Here is a 17,552-nt window from a genome sequence, read left to right on the forward strand (position 1 = left end):
ACCGCCGGCGACCACCGCTCCACCGGCCCGCAGGACCCCGCCCCCGCCCTATCGTTGGCTGATGCGCGCACATCCTGTCGACCGCCCAGCCGACCTCGATGTCGTCCGTGAGTCCTATGACCGCGTAGCCGACAATTACGCCCGAATGGTGGTGACGACGGGAGTCGGCGACATCCGCACCCACCCATGGCTCAAGGCGTCGATCGACGCCTTCGCCGACACCGTGAGGGGGCTCGGCCCTGTCCTCGACGTCGGCTGCGGACCCGGAACGGTGACCGCCTACCTCGCCGAACGCGGTCTCGAGGTGTCAGGTGTGGATCTGTCCCCCCGCATGATCGAGAACGCGCGCCGTCTTCATCCGCACTGCCGCTTCAGCGTCGCCTCGGCCACCGATCTCGACCTCGGTGCAGCGTCCCTCGGCGGGGTCCTCGGGTGGTGGTCGCTGTTCAATCTGCCCCGTGACGTCCTTCCGCAGGTTCTCGGCCTGTTCGCACGTGCGTTGAAGCCCGGCGGGCACTTCATCACCGCGACGCATGTCGGCGACGGGGACGCGGTGCGCACCGAAGCCTACGGGGGCGTGCCCGTGCGTTGGACGACACACAAATGGCGGCCGGAACAACTCGTCGGCCTGATCGAGGGGGCCGGCCTGCACCCGGTCGCCGAACTCCGGCTCCCTCCGGAGGAGTACAGCGGGCCGGGCGTGGTCGTGATGGCCAGGCGTCCCGGCTGACGATCAGCGCCGGACGGCACCGAGAGTCTGAAGGGCCCCACCCGGCGCCTGCCAAACCTCGTACGGAGGCTCCCTTGGACCGGTCACGCCGGCCTCCGGGACTTGGCCCGCCTGGTCGGTCGACCGCGAGCTCGGGGCGTGCGCCCTTCCCAAGCACTCACCACGTGCCTCTGGTCGCGGTCTGCGCCGCACGGCGCCGGGTGGCAGCGGCCGCCTGCCGTGCCGCGCCGTCCTCCCTTCAGCACCCCCGCCGCCGTCGCCACTCGACGCACCGAACGGTACGGCCGGTCCGGCTGTCGGTGCCGACTGCCACAATCGCGCCATGAAGACCGCCGATCACATCGAGGTGCTGCGACACGACGGCCGACTGCTCGCCGACGCGGCAGAAGGAGCCGGGCTCGCCGCCGAGGTGCCGTCCTGCCCCGGCTGGCGGGTACGCGAGTTGGTCCGCCATCAAGGGACCGTGCACCGTTGGGCGACTCGTTACGTCGCGGAGGGACGTCGGCGGCCGGAGGCCATCGAGGCCGAGGTTCCGGACGACGACCCCTCATTGCTCCCCTGGTTCCGCGAAGGTCACGGGCTACTGGTCGCGGCCCTCGAGGCGGCACCCGCCGACCTGGAGTGCTGGCACTTCCTCAACGCCCCTTCCCCGCTTGCCTTCTGGGCGCGGCGCCAGGCGCACGAGACGGCCGTACACCGGGTGGACGCGGAACTCGCCGCCGGCCGCGATCCGTCCCCGATCGCCCCGGCGTTCGCGGCCGACGGAATCGACGAGTTGCTCGCGGGCTTCCATGGACGGCCGAGGAGCCGGGTGCGCAGCGAAAGCCCCAGGACGCTCCGCGTGCGCACAACGGACACCGGCGCCGGTCGGGACGATTGGCTCGCGCGCTTGTCGGCCGACCCCCTGTTCGTCGAGCGTGCTGTGCCCGGTGAGGCGGACTGCACTGTGAGCGGCAGGGCCGAGGATCTCTACCTCAGCTTCTGGAACCGAGGCGCATACGAGAAGTTGCAGGTCACAGGCGATGCCTCCGTGCTCGACCTGTGGCAGCGCACTGCGGCGATCGAATGACCCGAACGCGACCCGTGCGGGGGCGTCCCTTCGGACGGCCGGCGGCGTCTGCGGGCAGCGACGCCGGGCGCCTCAGGCCTCGCCGAGCGTCCGCTCCAGGACGGCCCGTTGCACCGGCTTGACCTTCTCGTGGCGTGCGCGGCCGGCGTCGGTGAGCGCGACCCGCACCCCGCGACGGTCCTCGCTGCAGATCCCCCGGGTGACGAGGCCGTCCTTCTCCAGCCGGCCCACCAACCGGGAGAGCGCGCTCTGACTCAGGTGCACGCGGTCCGCGAGTTCCTGAACGCGGTAGGTACCACCGGCCTCGTCCGGGTCGCCCTCGGCGAGCAGGTCGAGCACCTCGAAATCGCTCGCACCGAGCCCGTGCAAGCCCAGTTCACGATCGAGTTCGCAAGCGGTGCGCGCGTGCAGGGAGAGGACTTCACGCCACCGCTCCACGAGCACACGCTCGCTCTTCACGCCGGTCATGGCCGCAGAATAGCAGGAAATCGCGACTAAATGTACGCACATTAAATGTGCCTGAATATAAATGCGCCTCGTTGCATCCCCCGACAGGGACCGCGGGGCGCTTTCCCGCACCCCGCACGACACCGCGGGTTCACTCCGGCGAAGAAACCCGCCCGCGGCGGATCCCCGTCTGCTGCGCGAGGCCCGCGACGGCGTGATCGAAGAAGTCGTCGCGCGCCTCGACCACATTGTCGAACTGGCCGAACACCTCGAAGCTCACCAGGCCGAAAAGCTGCGCCCAGACGGCCACGAAGGAAGGGATCACCCGCGGCGGCAGCTCGCTCTCCAGGTCCCTGCTGAGCCGCCAGGCGTCGGCGTGGACGGCCTCGGACAGCGGGGGGTCGACCGGGGGGATGGCGAGCGCCCCGGCGGCGTGGGCCTCCGCGGCCACGGCGAGGAGCGCGAGCCCGACCCGGGACGCGGGTCCGATCGTGTCGAGTGGCGCGGAGTAGCCGGGCACGGGCGAACCGTAGATGAGGGCGTACTCGTGCGGATGACCGAGGGCCCAGCGGCGCACGGCCCGGCAGACCTCACTCCAGCGCTCCACGGGGTCAACGCCGGCGGCGCGGGCCAGCGCCTCCTCCGCGGCGGCCCCCACGGCGTCGTAGGCGTCGACGATGAGGGCGGTGAGCAGTTCATCCCGACTGGGGAAGTAGCGGTAGAGGGCCGACGAGACCATGCCCAGCTCCCGCGCCACGGCGCGCAGCGAGAGTCGCGAGGCGCCCTCGTCGGCAAGCTGCCGGCGCGCCTCTTCCTTGATGGCCGCGGTCACTTCCTCGCGGGCCCGTTCCCTGGCGGTTCGGATGACGCTCATGGGATCAGTGTAGGCACGGACGGAACGACGACCAGAAACGAGAGCACCGCTCTTGCAATGGCATCCGCAGACGTGCACACTGTTCTCAAGCGAGAGCACCGCTCACGGACCTGGGGGGTCCGAGGCCTCGCACGCACGTCAGGGAGGAGCCCTCATGTCCGAACACGTCATCAGGCCCGGATGGTTCACGGTCAACATCCTCAACCGCGCGGTGGCGTGGCTGACCCGCCGCGGCCTCAGCGTGTGGGGCTCACGGGTGCTGGCCGTCCGAGGACGCAAGAGTGGGGAGTGGCGGCGCACCCCGGTCAACCTGCTGGTGGTGAACGGGGAGCGCTACCTCGTGGCGCCCCGCGGGCACGTCCAGTGGACGCACAACATGCGGGCCGCCGGCGGCGGTCAACTGCTGCTGGGCAAGCAGGTCGAGGAGTTCGGTGCGGCCGAGCTCGCCGACGACGACAAGCCCGAGGTACTGCGTGCCTATCTCAGGCGCTGGAAGGCCGAGGTAGGCGTGTTCTTCGGCGGTGTGGGGGCGGACTCCACCGACGAGGAACTGCGTGCAATAGCCCACAAGCACCCGGTCTTCCGCATCACCGAGCACCGGCCCGTCAGCTGAAGCGGACCTCCACCTTCTCGAACCCCAGCGAGGTCAGCAGCCGCTCCAGCATGGCACGGGTGTTGGTCTCCGCCCGTTTCGTCAGCTCGGTGGCCTCCGCCGCCTGCTGGATCTTCTTCACGGCGAGTTGCTGGACCTGTCGTTCGTCCGCGGGGTGAGAGGAGAAGAAGTCGCCCAGCCGGTCGAAGAAACCGCGCTCCTGGGCGACCAGATAGGACCGGTCGAGGTCGAGCGAGGCCCTCTCGAGGCGGGCGTGGGGCAGGGTGAGGATCGCGGAGGTCCGGTCCTCGGAGACCGTGACGCCCTTCGGGCCCACGTCGCCGAGGTCCACGTAGGCGTCGACGCTACCGGCCCCCACATACAGCGTGCGCCTGCCGCGCACGGCGTCGGGAAGGAACTTGGCGTCCTTCTCCAAGTCGACCACGACCTGGAAGTCGCCACTGGCTCCCTCGAAGCGGTTCATGTCCTGGATCGCTTTGAGTACCACAGGGCCGGTACGGTCCTTGGTCTCCTCGGCGAAGGGGTTGGGCAGGCCGGGTATCAGTTCGGCGCGGGCGATTAGAAACAGAAGTCCGCCGAGCACGACGAGCCCGGTGAGCGTACGCACCCACCACGGCAGCCTTCCGTCTTCGTTCCTCAAGGGCATGACGAGGAACCTCCCACAAAGTCGTCTGCCCCTCAACTCCCTTTGAATGACGTGCCGGAGAGCGCCCTTGCAAGATCAGCGACGGTCGAAGGACTCCAGTGCGCGACGAGCCAGCGGATGGGTGCGGACGAGCTCGCCGAGCGAGCTGGATCCGCGGGTGATCCTGGCGAAGGCGTTCCACGCGGGAGGAAGGGTGGTCAGAGCGGCGTGCAGCAGACCGGGACGCTTCTCGAAGATGCTCAGCATGCGGCGGCCGACGCCCATCTCGACACCGAGGCCGGCCTTGACGGCGAAGGAGTAGTTCAGTGCCTGACGGCGCGCGTCCACCGCGTCGTGCGCCTCGGCGATCCGTACCGCCCACTCCCCCGCCAAACGGCCGGAACGCAGCGCGAAGGAGATGCCCTCGCGGGTCCACGGCTCCAGCAGGCCCGCCGCGTCGCCGCACACCAGCACGCGGCCCCGGGAGAGCGGGGAGTCGTCGGCGCGGCAGCGGGTGAGGTGGCCGGAGGAGATGGTCGGCTCGAAGCCGGCCAGACCGAGCCGGCCGACGAAGTCCTCCAGGTATCGCTTGGTGGCCGCGCCTTCGCCGCGGGCCGAGATGACGCCCACCGTGAGGGTGTCGCCCTTGGGGAAGACCCAGCCGTAACTGCCGGGCAGCGGACCCCAGTCGATGAGCACCCGGCCCGCCCAGTCCTCGGCGACCTCCGCAGGGACCGGGATCTCGGCCTCGAGGCCCAGGTCCACCTGGGCCATCTTGACGCCGACATGGGCGCCTATCCGGCTGGCCGAGCCGTCGGCGCCGACCACCGCGCGGGTGAGGATCGTCTCGCCGTCGTTGAGCACCACCGCGACGGTGCGCCGGTCCGGGACGGAGGCGCCGTGCTGCTCGACGCGGGAGACCGAGGCCCCGGTCCGCAGGCGCGCGCCCGCGTCGACGGCCGCGTCCACCAGCCGGGCGTCGAACTCGGGCCGGTTGATCAGACCGAAGAGCATCTGCCGCGACCGGCGGGTCCGGCTGAGCCGGCCGTTCAGACTGAAGGTCACCGCGTGCACCCGGTCCCTCAACGGGAGCTCGAAGCCCGGCGGCAGCGCGTCGCGGGAGGGCCCGATGATGCCGCCGCCGCAGGTCTTGTAGCGGGGCAGTTCAGCCTTCTCGAGCAGGAGCACACGGCGTCCCGCACTTGCCGCGGCGTAGGCCGCCGAGGATCCGGCCGGTCCGGCACCCACCACGACAACGTCCCACACCGCTGTGCCGTCGACGCCGTCCGCCGAGTCGCCGTCCTGCGCCTGGTACTCGCTGCTCACGTGTGCTTCCCGCTCCCGTTCGACCCGCCGACTGCCGTCGCTCCCGCTCAGCCGCATACTAATCCGCGGGGTGAGCGAGGCTGCCTGTGGCACCATCGATCACGCCCACCTGCCCACGAACATCGCGTTCGACCTGTCCCACCCATCAGGAGCGCTCATGTCCGCCGCACCACTCGCCGCAACCGTCGCCGCCCTGATGCCGCGGGCCCGGACCGAGCTGGCGGAGCTGGTCTCGTACCGCTCGGTGGCGGATCCGCGGCAGTTCCCCAAGAGCGAGTGCGAGCGGGCCGCCACCTGGATCGCCGACGCGCTGCGCGCTGAGGGCTTCGAGGACGTCGCCCTGCTGGACACCCCGGACGGCACGCAGTCGGTCTACGGCTACCTGCCCGGACCCGAGGGGGCGCCCACCGTGCTGCTGTACGCGCACTACGACGTGCAGCCGCCGCTGGACGAGGCCGGCTGGCTGTCGCCGCCCTTCGAGCTCACCGAGCGCGACGGGCGCTGGTTCGGGCGCGGCGCGGCCGACTGCAAGGGCGGCCTGATCATGCACCTCACCGCCCTGCGCGCGCTGCGCGAGAACGGCGGGGTCCCGGTCGGCGTGAAGATCATCGCCGAGGGCTCGGAGGAGCAGGGCACCGGCGGCCTGGAGCGCTATGCGGAGGAGCACCCCGAGCTGCTCGCCGCGGACGCCATCGTCATCGGCGACTCCGGCAACTTCCGCGTCGGCCTGCCGACCGTCACGGCGACCCTGCGCGGCATGGCGCTGGTCGACGTCAAGGTGACCACGTTGGAAGGCAACCTGCACTCCGGCCAGTTCGGCGGCGCGGCACCGGACGCGCTGGCCGCCCTCGTGCGCATCCTGCACACGCTCCACGACGACTCCGGCGCCCCCTCCGTGACCGGTCTCACCGCCGACGCGGCCTGGGACGGGCTGCAGTACGACCAGGGGGACTTCCGCAGGGACGCCAAGGTGCTCGAGGGCGTGGACCTGATGGGCGGCGGCACGGTCGCCGACCGGCTCTGGGCCCGCCCGTCGGTCACCGTCATCGGCATCGACGCCCCTCCGGTCGTCGGCGCCACGCCGTCCGTGCAGGCCACAGCGGGCGCGAAGGTCAGCCTGCGAGTGCCGCCGGGCGTGGACGCCCATCAGGCAGCCAAGCTGCTGATCGCCCACCTCCAGGCGGCCGCCCCCTGGGGCGCCCGTGTCGAGGCCACCCAGGTCGGCAGCGGCCAGCCGTTCCGGGCGGACACCTCCAGCCCGGCCTACGCCTCCATGGCGGAGGCGATGCACGCCGCGTACGGCACGGAGATGGAGATCGCCGGCATGGGCGGCTCGATCCCGCTCTGCAACACCCTTGCGACGCTCTACCCCGACTCGGAGATCCTGCTGATCGGCCTGAGCGAGCCGGAGGCGCAGATCCACGCGGTGAACGAGAGCGTCTCCCCCGAGGAGTTGGAGAAGCTCGCGCTCACCGAGGCGCTCTTCCTGCAGAAGTACGCCGCCAAGGCGGTCTGAGGACGCGGGCGGCCGGAGGGCTCCGGCCGCCCGTCAGCCGCCCACCGGCACACCGGCCTCCAGATTGAGGACAGTCGCCCTCTCACGAGCCCTCAGCGCCCAACGCAGCCGCGTGTACCGGACGGGCGGCAGCATCGCGGCGGCCTCGTCCTCCGTGGCGAAGCGCCAGCCCCGCAGTTCGGCGCCGGGAAGCAGCAGGCTCTCGGCGTCGGCCGCGGTCAGCCGCCCGCCGTCGAAGAGCAGCCGCAGGCCGCCGTATCCCGGCGGCAGCGGCGGTTCCCAGTCGACGACCAGCAACCGGGGCACGTTAGGGAGCCGCAGGCCGAGTTCCTCGGCGACCTCCCGTATGCCGGCCCGCGCCGGGGGCTCCCCCGGCTCGACGACCCCGCCGGGGAACTCCCAGCCGGGCTTGTAGGTCGGGTCGACCAGCAGCACCCGGTCATCCTCGTCGAACAGCAGCACCCCCGCCGCGAGGGTCTCCGCGGTGGGTTCGGGGGTCTGCACGATGTCGCAGGCGCCCGCGCCCTCCTGTATCGCATCGGCTATCCGTTCGGCCGTCGCCCGGGCCGCGAGCCGCGAGGTGTCGAGCAGGTGGGCGTCGGCTGTGAGCCAGGTCAGGGCCTCCCGGTAGGCGGGCAGGTGGTCCAGGCACCAGGCGCGGATCCCCGCGCCGGCCTCAGCGCCGCCCAGGACCTCGGCGCGCTGGTCGACCCGCTCGCGCAGAACCGTTTCCTCGGCGTGCAGCAGCACATGCCGCACAGGAATCCGGCGGGCCGCCAGGCCGCCGAAGATCTCGTCCCGGTACTCCTGCCGCAGCAACGTCATCGGCACCACCAACGGTCCGCCGCCCACCTCCGCGAGCAGCGCGGCGGCGGTGTCGACGACCAGCCGCCGCCACGCAGGCAGTTCCCGGTAGTCGCCGACTTCGCCCAGCCGTTTCTCCGGGAGCATCAAGCGCAATCCGCTGCCGATGAGTGCCGGATCGTAGAGCACACTGCCCGGCAGCAGTTCGAGCAGTTCGCATGCGACAGTGCTCTTCCCTGCGCCGAACGCGCCGTTGAGCCAGACGATCACGGTGCCCCCTCTTCCGTAGCCCGGTAGCCCCCTACGAATTGCCCGGATCATCGCCGTCGGCAAACGCGCAGACCCGGCCATCGGCGCATACCGGTGACTTCGGAACCCGGGAACACGGTGGTCATCCCTCGTCGCGCCCCGAGCGCTCCGGCGCCGTCGCCCGGGACCACACGGCCGCTAGGGGCCACAAGGGGGTCCGCGAAGCCGACCTCGGCTGCCGGTGCCCTCCGACGCCGCGGCGGCGTCCACGCGCCGCGTGAGGACGGAAACCTGCGGGAGACGGGGCGCCCCGGAGGAGCTGAATACCGTTCCGGGCGGACGGACGGACGGAGGAGTGGAGGGGTGGAGGGGTGGAGGGCGAGCGGGTGGCTCCGGGGCTCCGGCCGGGTGCCGTCGAGGACGGCGCTGAGCCGGGCCCGTCGTCGCCTCGACGGTCCCGCCCATGCACTGCGCGCCGGCCGCTCCAGCCGCCCAGCGCCCGCCGAAGCACCGACCGGCGAAGCCGTTCTCGACAGACCGTCGCCGCCCGGCCCGCGGTCAGCCGGCCCGGCGTCGGCCGGCACATCCCGGCACCACACCGTCGCGAGGGTATCCGGTGCCGGCGCCACGGCCGGAACAGGGACTTTGACCCAAGAGGTGGCCGCGCCGCAGGGGCGTTTGACGCATGCAGGCGACACGACCCGGCTGGCACGATCACCGACAGGAGGGACCCATGGGGCCTCCCAGCGCGTCGCGTTCGACGCGACGCCTCCAGACGCAGGTGAATTGTCCCCGCAGATTCCTTGCCTCATGGGGTTCCAAAGGTGTTCGACGACGTTGAGAGATCGTCGTCGCAGGAGAGGGTATGAGACAAAGTCCGAGAGCGCGTCGCTTCTGGGGCGGGGACGGGCAGCGCCTGCAATGAAGAGAGCACCGGTGACCACCCCCGGGAAGTTTCCCCTGCACTTTCGTCACGCACGACTGCAGTCGGTGATCCAGGAGGGGCTGGCCGACGTCGAGAACCTTCTGCACGCGTCCGTGAAAAGCGATCTGCCGCTGCTCGACGAGGTCTCGCACCACCTCATCACGGCGGGTGGCAAACGCTTCCGGCCCGCACTGACGCTGTTGGCGGCGGAGTTCGGCGACCGCGACGCCCCGGCAGTGGTGAAGGCCGCCGCCGCGGTGGAGCTGACCCATCTGGCCACCCTGCACCATGACGACGTCATGGACGAGGCACTCGTGCGGCGCGGTGTCGCGAGCGTCAACGCGCGCTGGGGCAACCGCATGGCCGTCCGCTCGGGGGATTTCCTGCTCGCCCGTGCCACCCAGCTCGCGGTCTCCCTCGGCTCGGATGTCCTGCAGTCACACGGAGGAGTGCTGCGTCGCCTGGTCCGGGGGCAGGCCCTGGAGGTGAACGGGCCTCGCGAAGGCCAGGACCCGGTCGAGCACTACTTCGAGGTGATCGCCGACAAGACCGGGGCGCTGGTCGCGGCAGCCACCCGTTTCGGTGCGCTCCTCGCCGGCGCCGACGGCCACACCGTGCGGCTGATGGACGAATTCGGCGAACGTATCGGCGTCGCTTTCCAACTGGCCGACGACATCCTGGACATCAGCGGTGAGGTCGGCGAATTCGGCAAGCGGATCGGCACCGACCTCCGGCGCGGAGTGCCCACGCTTCCCGTCCTGCTCATCAGGTCCACGTCGCCCGTCGCCGGCGATGCGACCGACTCCCGGCTTCGCCTGCTGCTCCAGGAGGACCTCACGGACGACACACGGCACGCGGAGGCCCTGCACCTGATACGCCGTCATCCCGCTTTCGCCGAGGCGCGGGCACGTACCCTGCGCCAGGCCGAGAGCGCCCGCGATCTGCTGGCTCATCTGCGGCGCAATCCTGCTCGGACCGTCCTGGAGGATCTGTGCACCGCCGTCATAGAACGGATCGCTTGAGGCGACACAGCGCAACGCCCGGGACCACGCGCCGCCACCCCGGCTCAGGGGCGCGGCCAGGACCCCGCACGAGAGCCTGACGGGACCCATCGCGGCCCGCCACCCTGGGTGAGGCGCTGCTGCCCTCCGGAGCCCTCCTCCGCAGCCGCGCACACCGCGCCGCCACGCGGGTCCTGCGCTCACGCCCGCCGCTACGGGTCCACCGAGCGGGTGGACGGACGTCCGGGCGGCCTGGGCAGGGACGTCGCACCGGCCCGTCCGCCGGTGTGCGCACGAGTGCCACAGGGCCGGGTTTTCCGGTGCGGCATGCCCGAGCCGTGCGGCCCACGGGAGCCGGCCTGGTGTGTGACGGCCCGGTCTGTGACGGCCCGGGGTCTGATCCGGGCTGGGGTGCGACGACCGGGGCCGGTGTCGGATCCGGGGGCCGGTGCCCGATTCGGAGCCGGCCGCTCACGGGCGGGCACGCCGCCGGACCCGTTCCGGGCCGCCGCACGCACCGGGCCGGCCCGGTCCCCTCAGCACCGCCACTCGCGGCCGTCCGGTCGGTGCACCCGGTGCCCGGTGCTACGGCATGACGCCCTGCGTCTGCTACGCGCCGGTCGCGAAGGGCTCCAGGCGCAGCGCCTGCGCCGCGGCGGCGGCCGCGCCGACGAGGCCCGCGTCCGTGCCGAGCACCGCGGGGACGACCTTCACCCCGGAAGCGAAGGACAGCGTGGCGTACCGGCGCAGGTGCGCACGGACTGGATCGAAGAGCAGCGGCCCCGCGCCCGCGACTCCGCCGCCGATCACCGCGACGTCGATCTCCAGCAGGGTGGCCGTCGCGGCGATGCCCGCGGCCAGCGCCTGAGCCGCCCGGTCGTAGGACGCGAGAGCGAGGGCGTCGCCCTCGCGGGCGGCCCGGGCGACAGCGGCGGCGTCGGACTCCTCCCCGTGCGCCGGACGCCAGCCGGACTCCAGGGCGCGGCGCACGATGTTCGGCCCGCTGGCCAGGCGCTCGACACAGCCGCGGCTGCCGCAGGGGCACACGTCGCCGTCGAGGTCGACGCTGATGTGGCCGATGTGCCCGGCGTTGCCGGTCGGGCCGGGCTGGAGCTTGCCGCCGAGGACGAGACCGCCGCCGACGCCGGTCGACACCACCATGCACAGCGCGTTGTCGTGCCCGCGGGCCGCACCCTGCCAGTGCTCGGCCGCGGTGATGGCGATGCCGTCGCCGGTGAGCACGACCGGCAGCCGGCCGACCCGCTCGCCCACCTGGGCGACCACCGGGAAGTCCCGCCAGCCTGCGATGTTGACGGGGCTCACCGTGCCCCGCGATGCGTCGATCGGCCCGGCGCTGCCGATGCCCACAGCGGCCACTCGCGGCCAGTCGGCCGACTCCTGCAGCCCGGTCAGCACCTCCGAGAGCGCTCCCATGACCGTCGTCGCGTCCCGGTCGGCCGGTGTCGGGCGCTGGACGCGTACGAGCAGGTCACCAGCGGCGTCCACCAACGCGCCCGCGATCTTGGTGCCGCCGATGTCCACGGCGGCGATCAGCGGGCCCGTACCGGCGGCACCCGACGGCGGGACGATGGACTCGGCAGAGCTCTCGAACGGCATGGGCGTAGTGTCGCCCTTTGTTGACAACGTTGTCCAGCCCATAGGATCACGGCGTGACCGATATTCCGCGCACCGCCCGCCCCACCATGAAGGATGTCGCGGCCCGGGCCGGGGTCGGCCTGAAGACGGTATCGCGTGTCGTCAACGAGGAACCGGGCGTCACCGAGGACACCATCTCGCGTGTCCAGGCGGCCATCGACGCCCTCGGATTCCGCCGCAACGACAGCGCGCGGTTGCTCCGCAAGGGCCGCACGGCCAGCATCGGGCTGGTCCTCGAGGACCTCGCCGATCCCTTCTACTCGCCGCTCAGCCGTGCCGTCGAGGACGTGGCGCGGGCGCACTCGACGCTGCTGTTCACCGGATCGAGCGCCGAGGACGCCGACCGCGAGCAGGAGCTGGTGCTCGCCTTCTGCGCCCGGCGCGTCGACGGGCTCGTCATCGTGCCCGCCAGCGACGACCACTGCTACCTCGAACCGGAGATCGCCGCCGGCGTCGCCACCGTCTTCGTCGACCGCCCCGCCGGCGGCATCGACGCGGACGTGGTCCTCAGCGACAACGCCGGAGGCACCCGTGAGGGCACCGCCCACCTCATCGCCCACGGGCACCGGCGCATCGGCTTCATCGGCGACCTGCCTCGCATCCACACCGCGGCCGAGCGTCTGCGCGGCTACCGGGAGGCGATGGAGGCCGCCGGGCTTCCTGTGCACGAGAACTGGGTGTCCTGCGGACCGACGGCTCCGGGCCGCGTCCGTGCCGCCGTGGAGTCCATGCTCAGCGGCCCGGAGCCGGTCACCGCCCTGTTCGCCGGCAACAACCGGATCACCGTGACCGCGGTACGGGTCCTCGCCGACCGGCCCGATGTGGTCGCGCTCGTCGGTTTCGACGACTTCGAGCTCGCCGACCTGCTGCGTCCCGCGGTCACCGTCGTCGCCCAGGATCCCGGGCAGCTCGGGCGGACCGCGGCCGGCCTGCTCTTCCAGCGGCTCGGCGGCTCCGCGGGCGCCCCCAAGCGGGTCGAGCTCGACTGCCGGCTGATCCCGCGCGGGTCCGGCGAGATCCCGCCGGCGCTGTAGCGGCGCGGCGTCGCATCAGCAGACGGCTCCCGCACGACCCGCCGACGCCCGCGTACGGGCACCGGGCCGGCGTCGTCACGTGCGCGGGCCGCTCCGGCAGGAGTTGTGGCGGCGCCGGGAAGCCGTCATGGCGCGCCGCGGGCCGCGCCCAGCAGCCTCGACCCCGCGGCCGGGCCGCACCCGGACCGACCGCGCCCCGGCCGCCCCACCGGGCGCACGGACACGCAGGCGCGCGGACGAGCGATACGCAGAAAGCGCTCAGGAACAGGCCGGGCACAGTCCGCGGTAGGTCACCTCGGCCGCCGAGACCGTGAACCCGAACCGCTCCTCGGCGGGGAGGTCGGCCAGCGGGTCCCCGGTCGGGTGGACGTCGCGCACGGCGCCGCACGCGGAGCACACAAGATGCTGGTGCGGACGGTGCGCGTTGGGGTCGTAGCGCTTGGCCCGGCCGTCGGTCGAGACCTCCATGACCTCGCCGAGGGAGACCAGCTCGCCCAGGGTGTTGTAGACGGTCGCCCGGGAGATCTCGGGCAGCAGACGTGCGGCGCGGGCGTGCACCTCGTCCGCCGTCAGGTGCACGTGCTCGCCGTCGAGGACCTCCGCGACGACACGTCGCTGGGACGTCATGCGCCAGCCGCGCCCGCGCAGTCGCTCCAGCAGGTCACTCATGTATGCCCACCCGTTCAGCTCGGAAGCCCGGAGGGCGCGCGTACACGCGTCCGGGTTCTGGTTGCCCATGGAGTTGATGCTCTTCTTGACTTGGACTGCGTCCATCGTAGGATCGGTTCCGGCGCCAGCCAAGGGACAGGAAGACTCCAGTACGGCAGAAGAGAGAGACGTGACGGGCCCACCGCCGAGCAGCCGCGGGGTGCCGCCTGGGAGCCACGGGCACCCGCGTCGCACTGCCGCAGGCGGTCCGGCACCCCTCCGTCGTCGCCAGACCGCCGGTGAGCCCCTCGCGCGCTCAACGCGGCGGCCCTCGCCCGAACGCGTCCGACGGCCCGCAGCCCTGAGCACCGTGATCCACCAGGTCCGGAAGGATTCCCATGTCTGAGAACCATGAAGCAATCGTCACAGACCCCAAGACGGAGGGTGTGAACGGTTGCCCCGTCGCGCACGGGCGCGCCCCGCACCCGACCCAGGGCGGGGGGAACCGGCAGTGGTGGCCGGAGCGGCTGAACCTGAAGATCCTCGCCAAGAACCCGGCGGTGGCGAACCCGCTCGGTGAGGACTTCGACTACTCCGAGGCCTTCAAGGCCCTCGACCTCGCCGCCGTCAAGAAGGACATCCTCGACGTCCTCACCACCTCGCAGGACTGGTGGCCGGCGGACTTCGGCCACTACGGCCCGTTCATGATCCGCATGGCGTGGCACAGCGCGGGCACCTACCGCATCAGCGACGGCCGCGGCGGCGCCGGCGCCGGCCAGCAGCGCTTCGCCCCGCTCAACAGCTGGCCGGACAACGGGAACCTGGACAAGGCCCGCCGCCTGCTGTGGCCGGTGAAGAAGAAGTACGGCCAGAGCATCTCCTGGGCCGACCTGATGATCCTGACCGGCAACGTCGCGCTGGAGTCGATGGGCTTCAAGACCTTCGGCTTCGCCGGCGGCCGCGAGGACGTCTGGGAGCCGGAGGAGGACGTCTACTGGGGCCCCGAGACCACCTGGCTCGGCGACGAGCGCTACACGGGCGACCGCCAGCTCGAGAACCCGCTCGGCGCCGTCCAGATGGGCCTGATCTACGTCAACCCGGAGGGCCCCAACGGCAACCCGGACCCGATCGCCGCCGCCCGCGACATCCGTGAGACCTTCCGCCGGATGGCGATGAACGACGAGGAGACCGTCGCCCTCATCGCCGGCGGCCACACCTTCGGCAAGACCCACGGCGCCGGTCCCGCCGACAACGTCGGCCCCGACCCCGAGGCCGCCTCCATGGAGGAGCAGGGCCTCGGCTGGCGGAACAGCTACGGCACCGGCAAGGGCGCGGACACCATCACCAGCGGCCTCGAGGTCACCTGGACCAGCACCCCGACCCGCTGGGGCATGGGCTTCTTCGAGAACCTCTTCGGCTACGAGTGGGAGCTGACGACCAGCCCGGCCGGCGCAAACCAGTGGGTCGCGAAGGACGGCGCGGGCGCGGGCACGATCCCCGACGCGCACGACTCCTCCAAGAGCCACGCCCCGACGATGCTCACCACGGACCTCGCGCTGCGGTTCGACCCCGTCTACGAGCAGATCTCGCGGCGCTTCCTCGCGAACCCGGACGAGTTCGCGGACGCCTTCGCCCGCGCGTGGTTCAAGCTGACCCACCGCGACATGGGTCCCGTCGTCCGCTACCTCGGCCCCGAGGTCCCGTCCGAGACCCTGCTGTGGCAGGACCCGCTGCCGGCGCGGACGCACGAGGTCGTCGACGCCGCGGACATCGCGGCCCTGAAGGAGCAGGTCCTCTCCTCGGGCCTGACCGTCTCCCAGCTGGTCTCCGCCGCCTGGGCGTCGGCCTCGACCTTCCGCGGCAGCGACAAGCGCGGCGGCGCCAACGGCGCCCGTGTGCGTCTGGAGCCGCAGCGCGGCTGGGAGGTCAACGACCCCGAGCAGCTCGCCGGGGTGCTGCGCACCCTGGAGGGCATCCAGGAGTCCTTCAACGCGGCGCAGTCCGGTGACAAGCGGATCTCGCTGGCCGACCTGATCGTGCTGGCCGGTGCCGCCGCCGTCGAGAAGGCCGCCGCGGACGCCGGTCACCCGGTCGAGGTGCCGTTCACGCCGGGCCGTGTGGACGCCGGGCAGGACCAGACGGACGTGGAGTCCTTCGCCGCGCTCGAGCCGGCCGCGGACGGGTTCCGCAACTACCTCGGCAAGGGCAACCGCCTGCCCGCCGAGTACCTGCTGCTCGACAAGGCGAACCTGCTCACCCTCAGCGCCCCCGAGATGACGGTCCTCGTCGGCGGTCTGCGCGTCCTGGGCGCCAACCACGGGCAGTCGTCGCACGGCGTCCTCACCGCCACCCCCGGGTCGCTGACGAACGACTTCTTCGTCAACCTGCTCGACCTGGGCACCTCGTGGAAGGCGACCTCCGAGGACCAGTCCACCTTCGAGGGCCGTGACAACGCCACCGGCGAGGTCAAGTGGACCGGCACCCGTGCCGACCTCGTGTTCGGCTCCAACTCCGAGCTGCGCGCGCTCGCGGAGGTCTACGCGAGCGACGACGCGAAGGCGAAGTTCGTGACCGACTTCGTCGCGGCGTGGGCGAAGGTCATGGACCTCGACCGGTTCGACCTGGTCTGATCGTCCGCAGCACCGGGACGTCCGGGCCGGCCCACGTGGGGGCGGCCCGGACGTCTTCGTATGCGCGCAGGCCTGGGGCCTCAGACGCCGGGGGCCCGGCCCGCGAGGGCGTCGAGGTCGGCGCGAACCAGCCCGGTGGCGGCGGCGACCTCGGAAGAGTCGAGCGCGCCGCAGTCGAGTCCACGCAGCAGGTAGCCGCTCAGCGCCCGGGCCGTCGCGGGTTCGTCCATGACGTCCCCGCCGGCCTTGGCGACGTAGGCCGCGAGCCGGGCCGCCGCCGCGTCCAGGCCCTCGCGGTAGAAGGCGTAGACCGCCGCGTACCGCGTGGGCAGATGGCCGGGATGCATGTCCCAGCCCTGGTGGTACGCGCGGGCCAAGGAGCGGCGGACCAAGCCGTAGTGCAGCCGCCAGGCCTCGTGGACCCGGGCGCCGGGACCGACGGGCAGCACATTGGTGGCGCCGTCGGAGAGCCGCACGCCCGTGCCGGCGGCGGCGACCTGCATGACGGCCTTGGCGTGGTCCGCGACCGGGTGGTCCATGGACTGGTACGCCGCGCTGACCCCGCAGGCGGCGCTGTAGTCGAAGGTCCCGTAGTGGAGCCCGGTGACCCGGCCTTCGGCGGCGTCGATCAGGCGGGCCACCGTCGCCGTCCCGTCCGGCCCCAGGATGGACTGGGTGGTCTCGATCTGGATCTCGAACCGCAGGCGTTTCTCGGGCAGTCCGCGTGCTCTCTCGAACTCCTCGGCGATCCGGACGAACGCCCTCACCTGCTGGGGGAAGGTGACCTTGGGCAGGGTCAGCACCAGGCCGCCGGGCAGAGCGCCGGCCTCCATCAGACCGGTGAGGAAGACATCGAGGGTGCGGATGCCGCGGTCGCGCACGGCGGCCTCCATGCCCTTCATGCGGATGCCGACGTAGGGAGGTGCGGTCCCGTCCGCGACGGCGCGGGCCACGAGACGGGCGGCGCGGGCGGCCGCCGCGTCCTCCTCGTCGTCGGGGCGGGAGCCGTAGCCGTCCTCGAAGTCGATCCGCAGGTCCTCGACCGGTTCGCGCAGCAGCTTGGCCCGTACGCGGTCGTGGACGGGCTCGGCGAGCCCGGCCGGCAGACCCAGTACGCCGGCCAGCCGCGCCGCGTCGGGGGCGTGTTCGTCCAGGGCGGCGAGGGCGCGGTCGCCCCACTGGCGCACGGTGTCGGCGGCGAAGGCGTCAGCGGGGACGTAGACGGTGTGCACGGGCTGCCGGGAGCCGGGGTCCCCGGGGTAGCGGCGGGCCAGTTCGGCGTCGACGGCGGCGAGGGAGGCGCCGATGTCTCGCCGTACCGCGTCGGCGAGCGAGGTGCGGACCGTCTCGTGCGGAGCCATCGGACACCCTCCCGGTCTTCAACAAATCGTTGAATTGAAGCTAA

Annotated in this window: 15 protein-coding genes; 7 read left to right on the forward strand and 8 right to left on the reverse strand. The window is 72.1% G+C overall.

The window, feature by feature from the left end; translation table 11 throughout:
• Nucleotides 1–61 precede the first annotated feature (61 nt).
• Both AC3ET4_RS23925 and AC3ET4_RS23930 read left to right on the forward strand, forming a co-directional pair.
• The gene (locus AC3ET4_RS23925) at nt 62–730 is read left to right on the forward strand and encodes a class I SAM-dependent methyltransferase (protein ID WP_431952732.1); all 669 of its coding nucleotides are present in this window, start codon (nt 62–64) and stop codon (nt 728–730) included.
• Nucleotides 731–1,052: 322 nt separating this feature from the next.
• Nucleotides 1,053–1,799: a maleylpyruvate isomerase family mycothiol-dependent enzyme gene (locus tag AC3ET4_RS23930; protein ID WP_431952734.1), complete on the forward strand. Its 747-nt coding sequence runs from the start codon at nt 1,053–1,055 to the stop codon at nt 1,797–1,799.
• A 72-nt stretch (nt 1,800–1,871) separates the two neighbouring features.
• Here the strand turns inward: AC3ET4_RS23930 and AC3ET4_RS23935 are convergent, their stop codons facing one another.
• Entirely contained in the window at nt 1,872–2,267 is a 396-nt protein-coding gene (locus AC3ET4_RS23935; RefSeq protein WP_431952736.1) for a MarR family winged helix-turn-helix transcriptional regulator, read from the reverse strand.
• A gap of 130 nt (nt 2,268–2,397) precedes the next feature.
• Complete coding sequence (locus AC3ET4_RS23940; protein ID WP_431952738.1) at nt 2,398–3,120, reverse strand: TetR/AcrR family transcriptional regulator; 723 nt, start codon at nt 3,118–3,120, stop codon at nt 2,398–2,400.
• A 154-nt stretch (nt 3,121–3,274) separates the two neighbouring features.
• On the opposite strand from AC3ET4_RS23940, the gene AC3ET4_RS23945 reads away from it, so the two are divergent.
• Entirely contained in the window at nt 3,275–3,733 is a 459-nt protein-coding gene (locus tag AC3ET4_RS23945) for a nitroreductase family deazaflavin-dependent oxidoreductase (RefSeq protein ID WP_431952740.1), read from the forward strand.
• Here AC3ET4_RS23945 and AC3ET4_RS23950 read toward each other — a convergent pair.
• Both AC3ET4_RS23950 and AC3ET4_RS23955 read right to left on the reverse strand, forming a co-directional pair.
• Nucleotides 3,726–4,379 carry a DUF4230 domain-containing protein gene (locus AC3ET4_RS23950; protein ID WP_431952742.1) on the reverse strand — a complete coding sequence of 218 codons (654 nt, stop codon included), beginning with the start codon at nt 4,377–4,379 and terminating at the stop codon, nt 3,726–3,728. The two genes, AC3ET4_RS23945 and AC3ET4_RS23950, sit on opposite strands and share 8 nt — an antisense overlap.
• A 75-nt stretch (nt 4,380–4,454) precedes the next feature.
• Nucleotides 4,455–5,684 (reverse strand): geranylgeranyl reductase family protein, encoded by a 1,230-nt coding sequence (locus AC3ET4_RS23955; RefSeq protein WP_488175956.1) that lies wholly within the window; start codon nt 5,682–5,684, stop codon nt 4,455–4,457.
• 157 nt (nt 5,685–5,841) lie between these two features.
• Here AC3ET4_RS23955 and AC3ET4_RS23960 point away from each other — a divergent pair, with 157 nt between their 5' ends.
• A complete protein-coding gene (locus AC3ET4_RS23960; protein WP_431952744.1) occupies nt 5,842–7,200 on the forward strand; it encodes a dipeptidase in 1,359 nt (452 codons plus the stop codon).
• Nucleotides 7,201–7,233: 33 nt separating this feature from the next.
• On the opposite strand, the gene AC3ET4_RS23965 is transcribed toward AC3ET4_RS23960, so the two are convergent.
• On the reverse strand, nt 7,234–8,274 hold the full coding sequence (locus tag AC3ET4_RS23965) for an NUDIX hydrolase (RefSeq protein WP_431952746.1): 1,041 nt from the start codon (nt 8,272–8,274) through the stop codon (nt 7,234–7,236).
• Nucleotides 8,275–9,189: 915 nt separating this feature from the next.
• Between AC3ET4_RS23965 and AC3ET4_RS23970 the strand changes: the two genes are divergently transcribed.
• Nucleotides 9,190–10,200, forward strand: a complete 1,011-nt coding sequence (locus tag AC3ET4_RS23970) for a polyprenyl synthetase family protein (RefSeq protein WP_431952748.1) — start codon at nt 9,190–9,192, stop codon at nt 10,198–10,200.
• A 588-nt stretch (nt 10,201–10,788) separates the two neighbouring features.
• Here the strand turns inward: AC3ET4_RS23970 and AC3ET4_RS23975 are convergent.
• Nucleotides 10,789–11,796 carry an ROK family protein gene (locus AC3ET4_RS23975; RefSeq protein WP_431952750.1) on the reverse strand — a complete coding sequence of 336 codons (1,008 nt, stop codon included), beginning with the start codon at nt 11,794–11,796 and terminating at the stop codon, nt 10,789–10,791.
• An 86-nt stretch (nt 11,797–11,882) separates the two neighbouring features.
• Between AC3ET4_RS23975 and AC3ET4_RS23980 the strand changes: the two genes are divergently transcribed.
• Nucleotides 11,883–12,869, forward strand: a complete 987-nt coding sequence (locus tag AC3ET4_RS23980; RefSeq protein ID WP_431952758.1) for a LacI family DNA-binding transcriptional regulator — start codon at nt 11,883–11,885, stop codon at nt 12,867–12,869.
• Between the two features lie 258 nt (nt 12,870–13,127).
• Here AC3ET4_RS23980 and AC3ET4_RS23985 read toward each other — a convergent pair whose 3' ends face one another.
• On the reverse strand, nt 13,128–13,538 hold the full coding sequence (locus tag AC3ET4_RS23985) for a Fur family transcriptional regulator (protein WP_431952760.1): 411 nt from the start codon (nt 13,536–13,538) through the stop codon (nt 13,128–13,130).
• A 377-nt stretch (nt 13,539–13,915) separates the two neighbouring features.
• Here AC3ET4_RS23985 and katG point away from each other — a divergent pair, with 377 nt between their 5' ends.
• Nucleotides 13,916–16,147 carry a catalase/peroxidase HPI gene (katG, locus tag AC3ET4_RS23990; RefSeq protein ID WP_431952752.1) on the forward strand — a complete coding sequence of 744 codons (2,232 nt, stop codon included), beginning with the start codon at nt 13,916–13,918 and terminating at the stop codon, nt 16,145–16,147.
• Nucleotides 16,148–16,227: 80 nt separating this feature from the next.
• Here katG and AC3ET4_RS23995 read toward each other — a convergent pair whose 3' ends face one another.
• Nucleotides 16,228–17,508 (reverse strand): DUF6986 family protein, encoded by a 1,281-nt coding sequence (locus AC3ET4_RS23995; RefSeq protein WP_431952754.1) that lies wholly within the window; start codon nt 17,506–17,508, stop codon nt 16,228–16,230.
• Between the last annotated feature and the right edge of the window lie 44 nt (nt 17,509–17,552).

Source organism: Actinacidiphila sp. bgisy167 (assembly GCF_057707665.1).

Excerpts from the sequence above, each read along its gene's own strand:
- AC3ET4_RS23925 (WP_431952732.1), top strand. The coding sequence starts at position 62 with ATGCGCGCACATCCTGTCGACCGCCCAGCCGACCTCGATGTCGTCCGT.
- AC3ET4_RS23930 (WP_431952734.1), top strand. The coding sequence starts at position 1,053 with ATGAAGACCGCCGATCACATCGAGGTGCTGCGACACGACGGCCGACTG.
- AC3ET4_RS23935 (WP_431952736.1), bottom strand. The coding sequence starts at position 2,267 with ATGACCGGCGTGAAGAGCGAGCGTGTGCTCGTGGAGCGGTGGCGTGAA.
- AC3ET4_RS23940 (WP_431952738.1), bottom strand. The coding sequence starts at position 3,120 with ATGAGCGTCATCCGAACCGCCAGGGAACGGGCCCGCGAGGAAGTGACC.
- AC3ET4_RS23945 (WP_431952740.1), top strand. The coding sequence starts at position 3,275 with ATGTCCGAACACGTCATCAGGCCCGGATGGTTCACGGTCAACATCCTC.
- AC3ET4_RS23950 (WP_431952742.1), bottom strand. The coding sequence starts at position 4,379 with ATGCCCTTGAGGAACGAAGACGGAAGGCTGCCGTGGTGGGTGCGTACG.
- AC3ET4_RS23960 (WP_431952744.1), top strand. The coding sequence starts at position 5,842 with ATGTCCGCCGCACCACTCGCCGCAACCGTCGCCGCCCTGATGCCGCGG.
- AC3ET4_RS23975 (WP_431952750.1), bottom strand. The coding sequence starts at position 11,796 with ATGCCGTTCGAGAGCTCTGCCGAGTCCATCGTCCCGCCGTCGGGTGCC.
- AC3ET4_RS23980 (WP_431952758.1), top strand. The coding sequence starts at position 11,883 with ATGAAGGATGTCGCGGCCCGGGCCGGGGTCGGCCTGAAGACGGTATCG.
- AC3ET4_RS23985 (WP_431952760.1), bottom strand. The coding sequence starts at position 13,538 with ATGAGTGACCTGCTGGAGCGACTGCGCGGGCGCGGCTGGCGCATGACG.
- katG (WP_431952752.1), top strand. The coding sequence starts at position 13,916 with ATGTCTGAGAACCATGAAGCAATCGTCACAGACCCCAAGACGGAGGGT.
- AC3ET4_RS23995 (WP_431952754.1), bottom strand. The coding sequence starts at position 17,508 with ATGGCTCCGCACGAGACGGTCCGCACCTCGCTCGCCGACGCGGTACGG.